14 protein-coding genes are annotated in these 15,841 nt (G+C 37.4%); 4 read left to right on the forward strand and 10 right to left on the reverse strand.

Annotated elements, in window-relative coordinates; genetic code table 11:
* Positions 1 to 62: 62 nt before the first annotated feature.
* From FG383_RS04535 to FG383_RS04560, 6 genes are all read right to left on the reverse strand, one after another.
* Positions 63 to 968: an ABC transporter permease gene (locus tag FG383_RS04535; protein WP_142605667.1), complete on the reverse strand. Its 906-nt coding sequence runs from the start codon at positions 966 to 968 to the stop codon at positions 63 to 65.
* Positions 969 to 1,000: 32 nt separating this feature from the next.
* The gene (gene opp4B / locus FG383_RS04540) at positions 1,001 to 1,963 is read right to left on the reverse strand and encodes an oligopeptide ABC transporter permease (protein WP_142605668.1); all 963 of its coding nucleotides are present in this window, start codon (positions 1,961 to 1,963) and stop codon (positions 1,001 to 1,003) included.
* Position 1,964: 1 nt separating this feature from the next.
* Positions 1,965 to 2,912: an ABC transporter ATP-binding protein gene (locus tag FG383_RS04545; RefSeq protein WP_142605669.1), complete on the reverse strand. Its 948-nt coding sequence runs from the start codon at positions 2,910 to 2,912 to the stop codon at positions 1,965 to 1,967.
* Positions 2,909 to 3,922, reverse strand: coding sequence for an ABC transporter ATP-binding protein (locus tag FG383_RS04550; RefSeq protein ID WP_142605670.1), 1,014 nt, complete (start codon positions 3,920 to 3,922; stop codon positions 2,909 to 2,911). Before FG383_RS04550 ends, FG383_RS04545 begins: the two co-directional genes overlap by 4 nt.
* Before the next feature lie 897 nt (positions 3,923 to 4,819).
* A complete protein-coding gene (fabF, locus tag FG383_RS04555) occupies positions 4,820 to 6,055 on the reverse strand; it encodes a beta-ketoacyl-ACP synthase II (RefSeq protein WP_142605671.1) in 1,236 nt (411 codons plus the stop codon).
* Between the two features lie 28 nt (positions 6,056 to 6,083).
* Positions 6,084 to 7,019 carry a beta-ketoacyl-ACP synthase III gene (locus FG383_RS04560; protein ID WP_142605672.1) on the reverse strand — a complete coding sequence of 312 codons (936 nt, stop codon included), beginning with the start codon at positions 7,017 to 7,019 and terminating at the stop codon, positions 6,084 to 6,086.
* Between the two features lie 166 nt (positions 7,020 to 7,185).
* Here FG383_RS04560 and FG383_RS04565 point away from each other — a divergent pair, with 166 nt between their 5' ends.
* Positions 7,186 to 7,374, forward strand: a complete 189-nt coding sequence (locus tag FG383_RS04565; protein ID WP_142605673.1) for a YjzD family protein — start codon at positions 7,186 to 7,188, stop codon at positions 7,372 to 7,374.
* 118 nt (positions 7,375 to 7,492) lie between these two features.
* On the opposite strand, the gene FG383_RS04570 is transcribed toward FG383_RS04565, so the two are convergent.
* Positions 7,493 to 9,619 carry an ATP-dependent Clp protease ATP-binding subunit gene (locus FG383_RS04570; RefSeq protein WP_142605674.1) on the reverse strand — a complete coding sequence of 709 codons (2,127 nt, stop codon included), beginning with the start codon at positions 9,617 to 9,619 and terminating at the stop codon, positions 7,493 to 7,495.
* 154 nt (positions 9,620 to 9,773) lie between these two features.
* On the opposite strand from FG383_RS04570, the gene FG383_RS04575 reads away from it, so the two are divergent.
* Positions 9,774 to 10,469: a Crp/Fnr family transcriptional regulator gene (locus tag FG383_RS04575; protein ID WP_142605675.1), complete on the forward strand. Its 696-nt coding sequence runs from the start codon at positions 9,774 to 9,776 to the stop codon at positions 10,467 to 10,469.
* An 886-nt stretch (positions 10,470 to 11,355) separates the two neighbouring features.
* Here the strand turns inward: FG383_RS04575 and FG383_RS04580 are convergent.
* Positions 11,356 to 11,664, reverse strand: a complete 309-nt coding sequence (locus tag FG383_RS04580; RefSeq protein WP_142605676.1) for a metal-sulfur cluster assembly factor — start codon at positions 11,662 to 11,664, stop codon at positions 11,356 to 11,358.
* Positions 11,665 to 11,713: 49 nt separating this feature from the next.
* The gene (locus FG383_RS04585; RefSeq protein ID WP_142605677.1) at positions 11,714 to 12,472 is read right to left on the reverse strand and encodes a prolyl oligopeptidase family serine peptidase; all 759 of its coding nucleotides are present in this window, start codon (positions 12,470 to 12,472) and stop codon (positions 11,714 to 11,716) included.
* A gap of 137 nt (positions 12,473 to 12,609) precedes the next feature.
* Here FG383_RS04585 and FG383_RS04590 point away from each other — a divergent pair, with 137 nt between their 5' ends.
* Complete coding sequence (locus FG383_RS04590) at positions 12,610 to 13,440, forward strand: Cof-type HAD-IIB family hydrolase (RefSeq protein WP_142605678.1); 831 nt, start codon at positions 12,610 to 12,612, stop codon at positions 13,438 to 13,440.
* A gap of 2 nt (positions 13,441 to 13,442) precedes the next feature.
* Positions 13,443 to 14,294 (forward strand): DegV family protein, encoded by an 852-nt coding sequence (locus FG383_RS04595; protein WP_142605679.1) that lies wholly within the window; start codon positions 13,443 to 13,445, stop codon positions 14,292 to 14,294.
* Positions 14,295 to 14,360: 66 nt separating this feature from the next.
* Here FG383_RS04595 and FG383_RS04600 read toward each other — a convergent pair whose 3' ends face one another.
* Positions 14,361 to 15,794: an alpha-amylase family glycosyl hydrolase gene (locus FG383_RS04600; protein WP_142605680.1), complete on the reverse strand. Its 1,434-nt coding sequence runs from the start codon at positions 15,792 to 15,794 to the stop codon at positions 14,361 to 14,363.
* Between the last annotated feature and the right edge of the window lie 47 nt (positions 15,795 to 15,841).

Below are 15,841 nucleotides of genomic sequence, written 5' to 3' on the forward strand. Positions count from 1 at the left end.
TTCCTCCTTTTTACTCTCTACTCATATATATCAAACGACTATGCGTTTAATACCAAAAATAGTTAACCTAACCGTTGTTTCGCATCTGCCGAACGGCGTAATGCTTGCCCTACGTAGTTTATTCCTAACATCATTAACAAGATGAAAATTGCTGCAGGTATCCAAACCCACCATTTTTCCTGTAAAACTAGTGGGTTATTAGCATAACTTACGAGTGTTCCTAAACTCGGTGTCTGTGGTGGTAAACCGAATCCAAGATACGATAATCCTGTTTCGATTCCAACATTCCCTGCAAAGCTTAGTGTCAGCTCGACGATTAATATCGAACTTAAATTGGGCATAATTTCTTTAAATATAATTAAAATACCAGGTGTCCCCATCGTTTTAGATGCATTAACATAATCTCGTCTGCTCTCTGACAATGCTTTACTCCGGACAAGACGCGCAGTACTAGTCCAAAGGAATAAACTCATGATCAAAATAAATTCCTTAACCGTATATTTAGGAATAATCGTTACAAAAACGATAATTACCATTAAAGAAGGGATGGTAATAAAGAAGTCGATAATTCGCATGAACATATTATCAATCCATCCTCCAAAGTAACCACAAACTAAACCTACGATTATTCCGAAAGTGACTGTTATTATAGTGATCGCTATTGCAATAGCGATGGAATTTCGTGCTCCAATTACTAATTGACCTAAAATATCTTTTCCACCTAGGTCGGCTCCTAAAAAAAACTTTTCTCCAGGTTCTGCATATTTGTCACGTAAACTAACACGCATTAAAGCCTCTTGGTCAATTAACCATGCCCATATAAAGACTCCTACAATTACTAATACTAATGAAATCAGTGAAAACATTGCTAATCTATCTTTTCTAAACTCTCTAAAAACAACTTGCATACCTGTAGGAGGAGAGTTTATTTCTACTTTATTACTATCAACTGTCGCTTCTTTAACCATGTTATTTTTCCTCTCCTTAACATTTAGTTGTACTATTCTATCCTAATTCTCGGGTCAACAATACTCATGATGATATCGGACAGTAGACTACCTAGTAATGCTAATAAGCCAAATAACATAACAAGTGCAGTAATTACACTATAGTCACGTGATAATAGCGAGGAAATAAATAACTGTCCCATTCCTGGATAACCAAAAATCGTTTCGATGAAAATCGATCCTACAAGTAATCCAGTAATCGTAAATCCTAAGAAGGCAGCAATTGGAAGTAAGGAATTTCTAAAAATATGTCTTGAATACACTTTGTTTACTGGAATCCCTTTACTTCGAGCAGTTCGTACATAGTCAAGTGATTTTGCGTCAATAATCTCGGATCGTAAATATTGGATAACAGAAGTTGTACCTAAAATTGCGGTAGTAATAGCTGGTAGCAGCATGTGATATAGCTTACTCCAGAAGTAACCAGCAGTTCCTGGGTCATATTTAACATCTACACTACCTACTGTCGGGAACCAGTGAAGCTGATAACCAAATATAAATAAGAAAATTAGTGCTAAAACAAACGTCGGAATGGCATAAGTGACGAAGCTATAAAAGACGATGATCTTATCAAAAATTGTATCTTGGTAGCGTCCAGCCAAAACCCCGAGCGGAATAGCAATTAGGTATAATATAATAGCACTTACAAGAGATAACCAAAATGTATTTAAAGCCTTCTCTCCGATAAGTGTAGACACTTTTATCTTATAGGTGTAACTTTTCCCAAAATCCCCTTGCGCCGCATTTCCAATCCAGTTTACGTATTGTACATACCAAGGATCATTTAAACCTGCAAGTTCCCGAAGTTCTTCTATACGGTTAGGATCTGTATCAGGCGTAAGCAATCCTGTAAACGGATCTCCAGGTAACTGTTTAGCCAGGATAAAGATTAATAGACTTAGAACAAATAATTGCGGAATCATAATTAATACTCGTCTAACTATTATTTTCCACATATTAAATGCCCCCTTTCTCGTGAGCACTCATTGCCACAAAATGTGTAGTGGATAATTTTTTTAGATCAAATACTTTTCCGTTTTCATCATAGTAATTTTTATGATTTGCCGTATAGTTTGCTTCTACTTCGATTCGTTCCTTTTTCCGCTCTTCTCGCCCTACTGGATTCACATCGGGAATTGCTGATAATAATCTTTTCGTGTAAATATGTTGTGGATTCGTATAAATATCTTGACGATTGCCCGATTCAACGAAGCGTCCTTTGTACATGATCGAAATATGATCACACATATGCTTCACTACTCCTAAATCATGCGAGATAAATAAATAACTAAGACCAAATTCTTGCTGAATATCTTTCATGAAATTTAGTACTTGTGCTTGTACAGAAAGGTCAAGTGCAGAAACCGGTTCATCTGCAATAATGAGCTTTGGATTACAAGCGATTGCTCGTGCAATTCCAATACGTTGCTTCTGCCCACCAGAGAATTCATGCGGATATTTCAATTTTGCATCTTCATTCATCCCAACAATTGCGAGTAATTCATTTATTCTTCGTTTTTCTTCATCCGGTGAAAGATTCAAAAAGTTTCGAATCGGCTCGGCAATAATGTCTTGTACTCTTTTACGAGGATTTAAACTAGAATGGGCATCTTGGAAAATCATTTGTATATCTCGATTGTAAGAAGACCCACGTCCTCTGCGATTATGTGTAACATTTTGCCCTTCGTATACAATACTTCCAGAAGTGATTTTTTCTAACCCAATAATTGATTTACCAGTCGTCGATTTTCCACAACCGGACTCACCAACTAAGCCATATGCTTTTCCTTTTTCAAATTCTAGCGAGATACCATCTACCGCTGTCACTTGGTCTACTACTGTATTGAAAAAGCCCCCACGAATTGGATAATATACTTTTAAGTCATTTATTTGCATAAAGCTCATCGTGTAATTCCTCCTTCTTCACTTTCGAAATGAAAGTGCTGCCAACAAGTACATCGAACTAGATGACCCGGAGAAACTTCGTGCATCGTTGGATTTTCTTCATGCATTCCTTCTGAAATCCATGGAATACGCGCGGAAAATCTGCAACCTGTTCTTGGTAAATTTGTTAAAGATGGAACGATCCCTTGAATTACTTGTAACTTTTCATTTTCACTATTCATTTGTGGAATAGAATTGAATAGAGAACGTGTATATGGATGCAATGGATTTGCGAATAATTCTTCTACCGATGCTTCTTCAATAATTTGACCAGCATACATAACAGCAACTCGGTCTGCTACTTCTGCTACAACTCCTAAGTCATGCGTTATTAAAACAATTCCTGCTCCGGTTTCAGCTTGCAAATCTTTTAATAAATCTAAAATCTGTGCTTGTATTGTTACATCAAGAGCCGTTGTCGGTTCATCTGCAATGATTATATTTGGCTTACATGAAATGGCAATTGCGATAATCACACGTTGTCGCATCCCACCTGATAATTGGTGTGGAAATTGTTTTGCAATTCGTTTAGGATTGGAAATTCCAACTTGATCTAATAGCTCAAAAACACGCTTTTCTCTTTGTTCCTTAGACATCTTAGTATGAAAAGCTAATCCTTCTTCAATCTGATCACCAATTCGCATTAATGGATTTAATGCGGATAATGGATCTTGGAAAATCATTCCGATTTCTTCTCCACGGATTTTGTTAAACTTTTCTTCATCTAGCTTTGCAAGATTAATACCTTTATAAATAATTTCTCCTTCTACTCTCGTCTTGTTATGATCATGAAGTCCAATGATAGATGTGGCCAGTGTTGATTTTCCACACCCAGACTCACCAACAACGGCTAGTATTTCGTTTCTCTTGAGAGAAATTGAAACGCCATCGACTGCATCAAAATATGTATCCTTTATCCGAAAACCAGTATGTAAATTATTAATCGATAAAAGTTGCTCTGTGCTGTTCAAAGTATTTCTCCTTTCATGATATCGATCTTTTTTACCACAAATTAGAAACTACGAATTAATTAAATTATTACATTTTTCAGTTTTGTTACCTTAATTACAAAGTCTATTACAATCTCTTTACAATCGCAATATTATTTTTTGTAAATTCCCTTTATTTACTCTTTTTAGAAAATTAATAATAAGGTGAAAACACAGTGTTTTCAACAGTTTTAGGCTGTTGTAAATTATTTTATATTTTTTATGAAAAATGAATGAAACATCATTTTTCGACATATTATTTTAATAAAATTTTCACCAACACGCTACAGCTCTATCAAACTAGCACTTCAACTCAATAAAACGTAATGTATATAAAAAAACATTCCCAAATTTTAACTTGGAAATGCTTTTAATGTGTTTTTAAAGAATATAGCTTTTACTTGTATTTTTCGGTTCTCTTTGGACGAAATGATTGCTACACCATTATCTCCTAATATTAAGAGAGCTCGCGAAGATGCAATTTCGCTTGCACATTTTCTATCTTAAAGGGAGTTCCTTGCTTATTATTTTGCTAAGAAAACCTTGGATTAGTGATACTAACTAAAAAAGTGACATTTTTAAAAATAGGAAGGTGAAAAAGCAATAGAGAGGTGCTGCGCAGCCAAAATTGTATCTTTGGCTGCCTTTTAATGAAAAGGAAAGTGGCTATTCTCTCATTAACCTAAAGCTTTTGAATTTTGTTTAATTACGTGGTAGGAGTACGACGGACGAATGACAGTAACAAGATTATCGAAAAAAATAGAGGGGGAATGCAGCTTTGCCGCATCCCCCCTCTATTTTAAGTCTCGATAAAGGTGTTACTAGACATTCAAGTCCAAAGTACTCCGAAGACGTGTTTAAACATCTATCATTGGTTTTCTATATTTTTTTAAATAATATACTAGCATTATGACCGCCAAATCCTAGTGAGTTACTCATGGCATACTCAAGATTTGCTGTTCTCGCAACATTTGGTACATAATCTAAATCACATTCTGGATCCGGCGTTTCTAAATTGATTGTTGGTGGTAATATGCCTTCTTTTAATGCTAGCACTGTGAAGATCGCTTCAATTCCACCAGCCGCTCCTAATAAGTGACCTGTCATCGATTTAGTAGAACTCATCGCAAGATTATATGCATGTTCTGCAAAAACAGATTTTACTGCCATCGTTTCAAACTGGTCATTGTATGGAGTACTTGTTCCGTGGGCATTAATATAATCGACTTGCTCTGGGCTTATTCCTGCATCGTCAATTGCTTGTTGCATCGCACGAGCAGCACCTTCTCCACCTGGTGCTGGAGCTGTAATATGATGAGCATCCCCAGTAGAGCCGTATCCAATAATTTCCCCATAAATTTTAGCACCACGAGCGATCGCATGCTCGTATTCTTCTAAAATAATAATTCCTGCTCCTTCTCCAATAACAAATCCATCACGGTTCGCATCAAATGGCTTAGATGCTGTTTGTGGATCTGTATTCAATGAAAGTGCCGTATTCGAACAAAATCCTGCAACTGACATATGCGTAATAGGTGATTCCGCTCCACCTGTAATCATAACATCCGCATCTCCGCGTTCGATGACTTTAAACGCATCGCCAATTGAATTTGTTCCTGAAGCACAAGCAGTAACCGTACATGAATTGATCGCTTTCGCACCAAAATGAATAGATACTTGACCAGCGGCCATATCTGGAATCATCATTGGTACAAAAAACGGACTTACACGACGAGCCCCTTTTTCCAAAAATACGCGGAACTGATTTTCATATGTTTCCATTCCGCCAATACCGGAACCAATCCAGACACCTGTTCGAAGACCCAATTCCTCCGTTATTGTTAAATTAGCGTCTTCCACAGCCATGATAGAAGCAGCAAGTGCATATTGAGTGAAACGATCCATTTTACGTGCTTCTTTTCTTTCCACATACTTTTCTATATCAAAGTCTTTTACTTCTGCTGCAACTTTTGCTGAAAACTGACTTGCATCAAGTCTTGTCAGCATACCTACGCCCGACTTACCTTCTTTTATACCAGACCAAGTTGTCTCTATATCGTTGCCAAGTGGTGTAATGGCTCCTAATCCTGTTACTACAACTCTACGTTTCGTCATGCATATTCATCCTTTCTAAGTTCATTAATTATCTTCCCCATTTTAACGTAATGGCACCCCAAGTTAAGCCGCCACCAAAACCTACCATCACAAGGATGTCATCATCTTTTACTTTTCCATTTACTACTTCTTCTTTTAAGGAAAGTGGGATAGATGCAGATGATGTATTCCCATATTTGTGTATCGTTTTAGACATTTTTTCTTCTGGTAATCCTAATCTTTCTCGTGATGCATCCATTATACGAATATTGGCTTGGTGTGGGATTAACATATCGATATCTTCTTTTGAAAGTCCCGCTTTTTCTATTACATTCACTGCTGATTCACCCATTTGTCTCACAGCAAATTTGAATACTTCACGGCCATTCATCTCTAAATATGGTCCGTTTTGTAATAAGTGTTTACCGCCGCTTCCAGCAGCACCTAGCTCAAATGATAATATGCCGCGGCCTTCTGAAACTTTACTTACAACAGCAGCTCCCGCACCGTCGCCGAATAATACTGCAGTATTACGATCTTCCCAATTTGTAATTTTAGAAAGCTTTTCTACACCTACTACAAGTACATGAGAATAAGTGTCAGACTCTACAAATTGTTTTGCAGTCACTAATCCATACATAAATCCAGCACAAGCTGCTGAAACATCCATTGCAGCTGCGTTTGTCGCGCCAAGCTGATCTTGCAGCATAGTGGAAACGCTTGGAAACGTATAATCCGGTGTGACAGTAGCTACTAAAATAAGTCCGATTTGGTCAGCAGTAATCCCTGCATCTTTAATCGCTTCTTTAGCCGCTTCAAACGCTAAATGTGATGTATTTTGGTCATCTCCTGCAATTCTTCTTTCTTCTATACCAGTTCTTGTACGAATCCATTCATCAGATGTATCTACCATTTTTTCAAGGTCTTCATTTGTTAATACTTTTTCAGGTGAGTATGTGCCTAACCCAATAATTCCTGCATTCATGAAAGTTCCTCTTTTCTTATAATCTATTATTAGTACCTGGTAATAATAATAACGAATTTATGAACATTTTTCAACAACAGAGTTTCCTTCTTTAATTATTCTTTTGTAAAGTCTTTTGTTATGGTATGATACAAATAGTAAAAATTAGTTCCTGAGGTGAAATTATATGAAATATATTATGACATTAGTATGGTCGGTTATTTTAGTTTCCATGTTAAATTACGTAGTAAGTTCTGTACAAGCTGTACCTTTTATATTTAAAAACGGACTAATTATGTCGATACCAGTTGCAATTATGATTTTTATCATTGTTGCAATTATTCCAAACGATCCACTTCCAAAAGAACAACACTAAAAAACAGCTCCCGATATTGGGAGCTGTTTTATTTTTGCTTTTGGAATAAAAAAGGAAATTTTTTATAAAGAACCGCTGGTGAACAGGGATTTTGCGATTTGCAGTCCCTATCTTGCGATTATTTAATGATTAGTTCCCCATCTTCAATGGAAGCAACTACTGTTCCACCCGGAAGTACGGTACCGCCGATTAACAGTTTTGCTACCGCTGTTTCTACATGACGTTGAATGAATCGTTTCAATGGTCTTGCACCAAATGCAGCGTCTGTACCTTCTTCTACAATCCACTTAAAAACGGAATCTTCCACTTGCAATGTGATTTCTTGCTCCTTTAATCGATTTTGGAGCTGCTTCACATACTTCTCCGCTATTTTTTCAAAATGATGCATAGTAAGTGAATGGAACATAATAATATCGTCCAAACGATTTAATAATTCGGGTTTGAAGTGTTCACGTAAAGCGGCCATTACTAATGCCTCTTCTTCTTCACCAACAACACCTGTAGTATTTGCTAAATATTGTGAGCCAATGTTGGAAGTTAAAATAACAATGGTATTTGTAAAGTTTACGATTCGACCTTGGCTATCTGTAATTCTACCATCATCCATTATTTGCAATAAAATATTCGCCACATCTGGATGCGCTTTTTCAATCTCATCTAATAGTACGACTGAATATGGATTTCTACGTACAGCTTCGGTTAGTTGACCGCCTTCTTCATAGCCAATATATCCAGGAGGAGCTCCTACAAGTCGAGAAACACTATGCTTTTCCATATACTCGGACATATCGATGCGGATAAAATGCTCTTCGGAATCAAATAAATTAGCAGCAAGGGATTTCGCAAGCTCCGTTTTCCCTACACCAGTTGGACCTAAAAATAAGAAGGAACCAATCGGTTTGTGCGGGTCTTTAATGCCTGCTCTTGCACGCCAAACAGCTTCTGTTACTAATTGCACTGCTTTGTCTTGACCAACCACTCTTTCACCAAGCGTCTCATTTAATCGGAGTAGTTTTTCACGTTCCCCTTCCACAAGTTTCGTCACTGGAATTCCTGTCCATCTGGAAACGATGGATGCAATTTCTTCTGCTGTTACTTCTTCGCGTAACAATCTAGTGCCCGAGTCTTCATTCACTTGTTCTTCGTAAGCATGTAATTCTTTTTCTAATGTCGGAATTTTACCGTGGCGCAGTTCAGCTGCTTTGTTTAAATCATATTTATTTTCCGCTTCCTCTAATTCTCTTCGATAACGATCCAATACTTCTCGTTTTTGTTGAATGACTTGAATAGACTCTTTTTCTTCTGTCCATTTGTTGCGCATTTCACTGGAAGAATGCTCTAGTTCTTTTAAATCTTCACGTAATATTTCTAGACGTTTTTGACTTGCAGCATCTTTTTCTTTCATGAGAGCTTGTTCTTCGATTTGCAATTGCATCATTTTTCTCGTTACTTCATCGAGCTCTTGTGGCATCGAATCGATTTCTGTTCGAATCATTGCACATGCTTCATCAACTAAGTCGATTGCTTTGTCTGGTAGAAAGCGTTCGGTAATATAACGATTCGAAAGTTCCGCTGCTGCAACAATTGCGCGGTCGTGAATGCGAACACCATGATGCAATTCAAAACGTTCTTTCAATCCTCGCAAAATAGAAACAGTATCTTCCACGGAAGGTTCACGAACTAATACTTGTTGGAATCGTCTTTCGAGTGCAGGATCTTTTTCAATATACATGCGATATTCATCTAATGTGGTAGCCCCTATACAATGTAGTTCCCCACGAGCAAGCATCGGTTTTAACATATTACCAGCATCCATCGCACCGTCCGTTTTACCAGCACCGACGATTGTATGAATTTCATCGATAAATAATATAATTTGCCCTTCGCTATCTTTCACTTGCTTCAAAACAGCTTGTAAACGCTCTTCAAATTCTCCGCGATATTTCGCACCCGCGATTAACGAACTCATATCTAGTTCAAAAATTTCTTTTTCTTTTAATCCTTCTGGTACGTCTTTTCGGACAATACGTTGTGCTAGTCCTTCTACAATCGCTGTTTTCCCAACACCTGGTTCCCCTATTAACACCGGATTATTTTTTGTTTTTCTTGATAATATTCGTATAACATCTCTGATTTCTTGGTCTCGTCCAATAACCGGATCCATTTTTCCTTCTTTCACTGCAGTAACTAGGTTACGTCCGTACGTTTCTAAAGGGCTTTTTTTATCTTGTTGTTTCATTTGCATAACCAAACATCTCCTTCCTGAAATTGTTTGACCTTATTTGACTAATATAATTATAATCTCCCCTTATGAAATTTGTAAAGAAAAGTGAATTTAACTCTATACGTATAGTGAATATGCTATTATTATCTTATCGATGGAAAGGTTGTGATTTTATATGAACGATAATACTTCATCGCCACAAGGTATTTATTCATTATTTGAGCAATTTGGTTCCATTCATAAAATAGAAAAAAACCGTCCTGTTTTCCAAGAAGGAGAACGTTCGGAAGATGTCTATCTTATCCAGTCAGGTTCTGTCCGAATAACAAAGGATACAGAAAGTGGCCAAGTGTTAACTATTCGTATTGCTGGTCCAAATTCGTTTATCGGGGAAACTTCAGTTTTCTGCGAAGTTATTTATCATTCCGTTTCGGCACACACAAATGAACCTACTCATGTACTAGTAATACCCCGTAATCTGCTCGAAAAACTTCTATCCGCCTCTTCCTTATTAATAATGGAATGGATGAAAGTTATTCAAACCCATAACTTAAAAAATGAAACTCGTTTTAGAGACTTATTGTTACATGGCAAAAAAGGCGCGCTTTATTCTACATTAATCCGCCTTTCTAACACATATGGCGTCGAACAAATGGATGGTAGCATAATCATTGACTATACTTTAACAAATCAAGCATTAGCAAACTTTTGTGCAACGAGCAGAGAAGTCGTCAATCGTATGCTAAATGATTTAAAAAAGCTTTGTATCATTTCTTTCGATAAAGGGATTATTACGATTCATGATCTGCAATTTTTACGTACCGAAGTCGAATGCGACAATTGTCCATTACATATTTGCCGCATCGATTAATGAAGGCACTCTTCATGCTTTTGCATAGGGAGGTGCTTTTTATTTTGGGGTTGATTGCTCTTGTGGAGGATTTGGTTGCTTTCGTTTAGGAATTGGTTGCTCTCACTGGTCAATTGGTGGCTTTCAACGTTATCTGGTTGCCCTTTGACAGTTTTTCCCTTCTAATATGCGCTTCGCACGCTATCTCATATGAACAATGCTTGTTATTTTGGAGTTGGTTGCTCTCACCGATCAATTGGTGGCTTCCACTTCCGAATTGGTTGCTTTCGGCGGATGATTGATTGCTTTCAATGCAAGCTGGTTGCCCTTTTACACTTTTTTCCTTCTAATATGCACTTCGCACGCTATCTCATATGTACAATGCTTGTTGTTTTGGAGTTGGTTGCTCTCACCGGTTAATTGGTGGCTTCCACTTCCGAACTGGTTGCTTTCGACGGTTGATTGGTGGCTTTCAACGTTATCTGGTTGCCCTTTGACAGTTTTTCCCTTCTAATATGCGCTTCGCACGCTATCTCATATGAACAATGCTTGTTATTTTGGAGTTGGTTGCTCTCGCCGGTTAATTGGTGGCTTTCACTTCTGAACTGGTTGCTTTCGGAGGTTGATTGGTGGCTTTCAACGTTAGCTGGTTGCCCTTTGACACTTTTTTCCTCTCAATATACACTTCGCACGCTATCTCATAGGAACAATGCTTGTTATTTTAAAGTTGGTTGCTCTCACCGGTTAATTGGTGGCTTCCACTTCCGAACTGGTTGCTTTCGGCGGTTGATTTGGTTGCTTTCAACACAATTCGGTTTCCCTTCACCATTTAATTCCACAGCCAGCTTGATATTTGACATAAAAAAGCGCAAGGCCATCTACACGAGATGCCTTGCGCTTTGTTTCATTATCTAATACCAAGAGCAATTTTTGCGTATCTTGACATATTATCTCTTGACCATGGTGGGTTGAAGACGATGTTTACTTCTGTTTCACTCACTTCCGGTAATTCACCGAGTGCCGTTTTAACTTGATCTACAATCATTGGTCCCATCGGGCATCCGATTGAAGTTAGCGTCATTGTAACGTTTGCCGTACCTTCTTCTGTCAAATCTACATCATATACTAAACCTAAATTGACAATATCAACGCCTAACTCAGGGTCAATAACATTTTCAAGTGCAGCCATCATGCTGTCTTTCATATCTTGATCCATTTAAAATCCTCCTTTATCGCTTTCATTCATCATAACAAACAAGTAGTACTTATGCCAAACTGTTTGCAAACCATTTCGTTGCTGCTAACATTCCTTTGCGCGATACGGCATGTCCTGCTGATTTTTCTTTCATGAATTCAATCGTCTGATCTCCATATACTTCTTCAAATGTTTTAATAAAGTGAGCGGTAGGTGAAAAAGGGACAACTGGATCCTTTTCCCCGTGCCAGAAAAACAGCGGCTTGTCCTTTAATTTTTCCATTTGGTTTGTTGCGTCGAACGTAGCTAACGTTTCGAGCATATTTTCTCTTTCTTCCGCATTTAATGGTATTTGAAAGCCCTTCTGCTCCACTTGTTCCATCTGTGCTTTCGCAAGCTCCACATAGCCTGGAGTTCCCATTAAAATGACCGCAGCATCTATCCAAGGATAAGCAGTTAAGCAACCAAGCGTTGTAATACCACCCATTGACGTTCCAGCAATCCCGATTTTCTGATTGGTTAAGTAACCACGTTTTACAAGTTCTTCTTTTAAAATGCCTACTTCTTCGATTGAAGTTAATACCGTTTCCCAAAAACGCAGGCTTATTTCTACTTGGTCTAATTGTTCATCTCGTTCCCCGTGTAAATGTGCGTCAGGTAAAATAACACGACACCCCTCGTGTACTAGTTGATAGGCATAATGGAGATTATGTTCTTTTGCGCTTTCAAAACCGTGTAGAAAAAGAACGATTGGTGCATTATTTTGCGTTTCTTCATGATAAATATGTAATAAAGGAATATTCCGCCATGATTCTTGTTGGACAATCATTTACTTTCCCCACCTTCCTGTATATATTATTATATTAACAAAGCAATTCAATATTTACAAAAAGCTTAAACTATACATTTTGACCTTCTTATGTGAACACGATACACTTTATATAAGAATAGAAGGGAGTTTTTCAATTGCAACGTCATTTAATAGTATTAGATTTAGATGGAACTTTATTAACAGATGAAAAAGTTATATCGAAAAAAACGAAAAATACACTTCTTCAAGCAAAAGAACAGGGCCATGAAGTAATGATTGCTACTGGAAGACCGTATAGATCGAGTGAAATGTATTACAAAGAGCTTGGTTTAACTACACCGATTGTCAATTTTAACGGAGCGTTTGTACATCACCCTATGAATACATCGTGGCAAACTGTACACAAACCAATCGAATTGAAAGTCGTTAAAGAAGTAGTGGAAGCTGTGGAAGAATACTCGATTAAAAACATGCTTGCAGAAGTGCTAGATGACGTCTTTTTACATTATCATGATGAACAAATGATGTCCGCATTTGCACTCGGCAATCCTAACATAACAACAGGTGATTTACGTACTTTCTTAAAAAAAGACCCTACGAGTTTACTTATTCATGCAGAAGATGATTCGGTCGATTTAGTGCGCAAACATTTACGAGATGTCCATGCTGAAGTGATCGATCACCGTAGATGGGGTGCGCCGTGGGACGTCATTGAAATTGTTCGCCACGGTTTAAACAAAGCAGTCGGCCTAGCTCATGTTTCCTCTTATTTGGACATCCCGCAAGAACGAATTATTGCTTTCGGTGATGAAGACAATGATTTAGAAATGATTGAGTACGCAGGAGTTGGAGTTGCGATGGGAAATGCAATCAAACCATTGCAAAACATTGCAAATGAAATAACGAAAACAAATAATGAAGATGGTATCGCTGACTTCTTAATAGAGAGATTAAAGTTAAAACAAAGTAGCGTTTTAGGGGGATAAAAATGAAATTATTTGCAGATAGTGCTAGTGATTTACCTAAATCTTTTTATGAATCACATCAAGTAGAGTTATTCCCACTTCGAGTGCATATCGGCGAGCAAGAATACGAAGACATTATTGGAATTGATTCGAAACAGGTGTATGAAGAAATTAGGAATGGAGCCCACCCAAAAACTTCACAAGCTTCTCCAGAAAACTTTTTACGTGTGTTTGAGGAATTAGCAAAATCGGAAGAAGAAGGTTTGTATATTGCCTTTTCTTCCGCACTTTCCGGAACTTATAGTACGGCAGTTATGATGCGAGAACAGGTAATGGAAACATATCCCGATTTAAAATTAACGATCATTGATTCTAAATGCGCATCTCTAGGTTATGGGCTGCTAGTAAAAGAGGCAGTTCGTTTAAAAGAACAAGCTTTGGATTTACAAACGATCGAAGAAAAAATTAGATTTCAAGCCGAGCATATGGAGCACCTCTTCACAGTAGAAGATTTAGATTATTTAGCACAAGGCGGAAGAGTTTCTAAAGCAAGTGCTTTTATCGGAGGTTTGCTTAATATAAAGCCTCTTCTTCATGTGGAGGATGGTAAACTAGTACCTATTGAAAAAATCCGCGGGCGTAAAAAAGTGATCAAACGCATGATTGAAGTGATGGAAGAACGCGGCGAACGTTTTGACGAGCAAATAGTTGCGATTAGTCATGGAGATGATGAAGAAACAGCGCTTACCTTAAAACAAATGATTGAAGAAAAGTTTCAACCAAAAGGTATTGAAATTTATATGATTGGGTCTACGATTGCAGCGCATACAGGACCCGGAACTTTGGCATTATTCTTTTTAAATAAATTAGATTAAGAGATAAATAATAAAAAAACTGCTGCCAATGTCCAGAGCAATGGACTTAGGCAGCAGTTTTCAATTTTATTTGCTATTTTGTTCGTTTCTTCGTTGCTTTCCTTTTTTCCACACGATTACTAAAAAAGAAAGGAACAATACATACGATAATCCCATAGCAAAAATATACGATTTATTTAACCCTTTACGGTCCGCTATTTGATAAACTTCTACAATTTCCCGATCAAGTACTAATCTATACTCCCCGTTATCGTCTGCTCGAACAATATCCGATTCGAATAATCCTCGTAGCTCTTTATTTTCACCAACTACATCACTCGATAAATCAATTCGCTTTGTGTGGCTTGTGTTATTAATAACGACGATAAATTGTTCCTCTTCTGAATAGCGTTTGAAAACAATATAACCATTTTCATTTTCTAGTATTTCTGTTTTACCAGATCGCATTGTTTCCGATTTATTGCGAACGGAATTAATGTCTTTAATATAGTCGATTAGCTCTTCATCTACCCGAAAATTCATTACTTGGTGACTTTCCCCGGCATTTTGTCCATTCATCGCAATTTCTGTACCATATGTCATGTATGGCACGCCAGGCATTGTAAACATTGCGCCGAGTGCCGTTTTAATACGGGTAGGCGGGAACATATTCTCTAGTGCACTATAGTAAGTAAATCTTTCCGTATATAGATGATCAACTAGTAGTAAATCATTGTAATCGGTTGAAACAATACCTTCTGTTGATAAATCCGTATTTTTGAAAGCATCTCTAAAATGTACAAGTAATTCATCGGAAAACTGAACGTCAAAATTTGCATCCGATTCTTCTAGTGCAATGACATACATTGGATCCCGCACTTCTTTTACACTTGCAATCATATCGTTGATAAATGATGTCGGAGCTCCGTTTAATGCAGATAATTTTACACCATCGATCTCATATGTATTTGCAAATTCGACCAATGTATTGGTAAGTGCTTGTTGGACTTCTACGTTTGTTAAATCGACTGTTAATACATTATTTTCGGTGCTTTGTATCCAGTCTGTTTCCGCATTCCATACATGATTTACACTGTAATTGTTTAGCGGAAATTCGATCATAATTTTTAAATGTTGTTTATGCGCTTCGTTTATAAGCTGTTGAAATTCTTCCGGTGTACCAAAGCGTTTTTCTAGTGTATTAAAATCTAAAATTCGCTTACCATCATAGGTTTCTGTTGCGAATACAGGTCCGATGGAGATCGTTGTGAATCCCATCTCTTTAATATGGTCCATTTTTTCGATAATCCCTAAAAAGTCACCGCCAGCAAACGCATTTGGATCTTTTGCATTTACATCGTAGTCATTCGTAATTACTTTATTGAAATAACGATCCACATATAAATCGTAAATACTTTCATTATGTATAGAAGCGTCTGCTTCGGCATTAATTGGTTGTGTCGATGTGATCCATAGTCCACTGACGAGTAACCCGGTCATTAGCCACTTGTTAAATTTCAAGGTAAATCCTCCTCTATCTTGGAAAGAGCATATGCTAGATAATTAAT

Source organism: Psychrobacillus soli (assembly GCF_006861775.1).
Classification (GTDB): domain Bacteria; phylum Bacillota; class Bacilli; order Bacillales_A; family Planococcaceae; genus Psychrobacillus; species Psychrobacillus soli.

Bases quoted from the DNA above. Each gene is read 5' to 3' on its own strand.
- FG383_RS04585 (WP_142605677.1), bottom strand. From the start codon at position 12,472: ATGATTGTCCAACAAGAATCATGGCGGAATATTCCTTTATTACATATT.
- FG383_RS04545 (WP_142605669.1), bottom strand. From the start codon at position 2,912: ATGAGCTTTATGCAAATAAATGACTTAAAAGTATATTATCCAATTCGT.
- FG383_RS04560 (WP_142605672.1), bottom strand. From the start codon at position 7,019: ATGAATGCAGGAATTATTGGGTTAGGCACATACTCACCTGAAAAAGTA.
- FG383_RS04570 (WP_142605674.1), bottom strand. From the start codon at position 9,619: ATGCAAATGAAACAACAAGATAAAAAAAGCCCTTTAGAAACGTACGGA.
- FG383_RS04580 (WP_142605676.1), bottom strand. From the start codon at position 11,664: ATGGATCAAGATATGAAAGACAGCATGATGGCTGCACTTGAAAATGTT.
- FG383_RS04535 (WP_142605667.1), bottom strand. From the start codon at position 968: ATGGTTAAAGAAGCGACAGTTGATAGTAATAAAGTAGAAATAAACTCT.
- opp4B (WP_142605668.1), bottom strand. From the start codon at position 1,963: ATGTGGAAAATAATAGTTAGACGAGTATTAATTATGATTCCGCAATTA.
- FG383_RS04565 (WP_142605673.1), top strand. From the start codon at position 7,186: ATGAAATATATTATGACATTAGTATGGTCGGTTATTTTAGTTTCCATG.
- FG383_RS04575 (WP_142605675.1), top strand. From the start codon at position 9,774: ATGAACGATAATACTTCATCGCCACAAGGTATTTATTCATTATTTGAG.
- fabF (WP_142605671.1), bottom strand. From the start codon at position 6,055: ATGACGAAACGTAGAGTTGTAGTAACAGGATTAGGAGCCATTACACCA.
- FG383_RS04595 (WP_142605679.1), top strand. From the start codon at position 13,443: ATGAAATTATTTGCAGATAGTGCTAGTGATTTACCTAAATCTTTTTAT.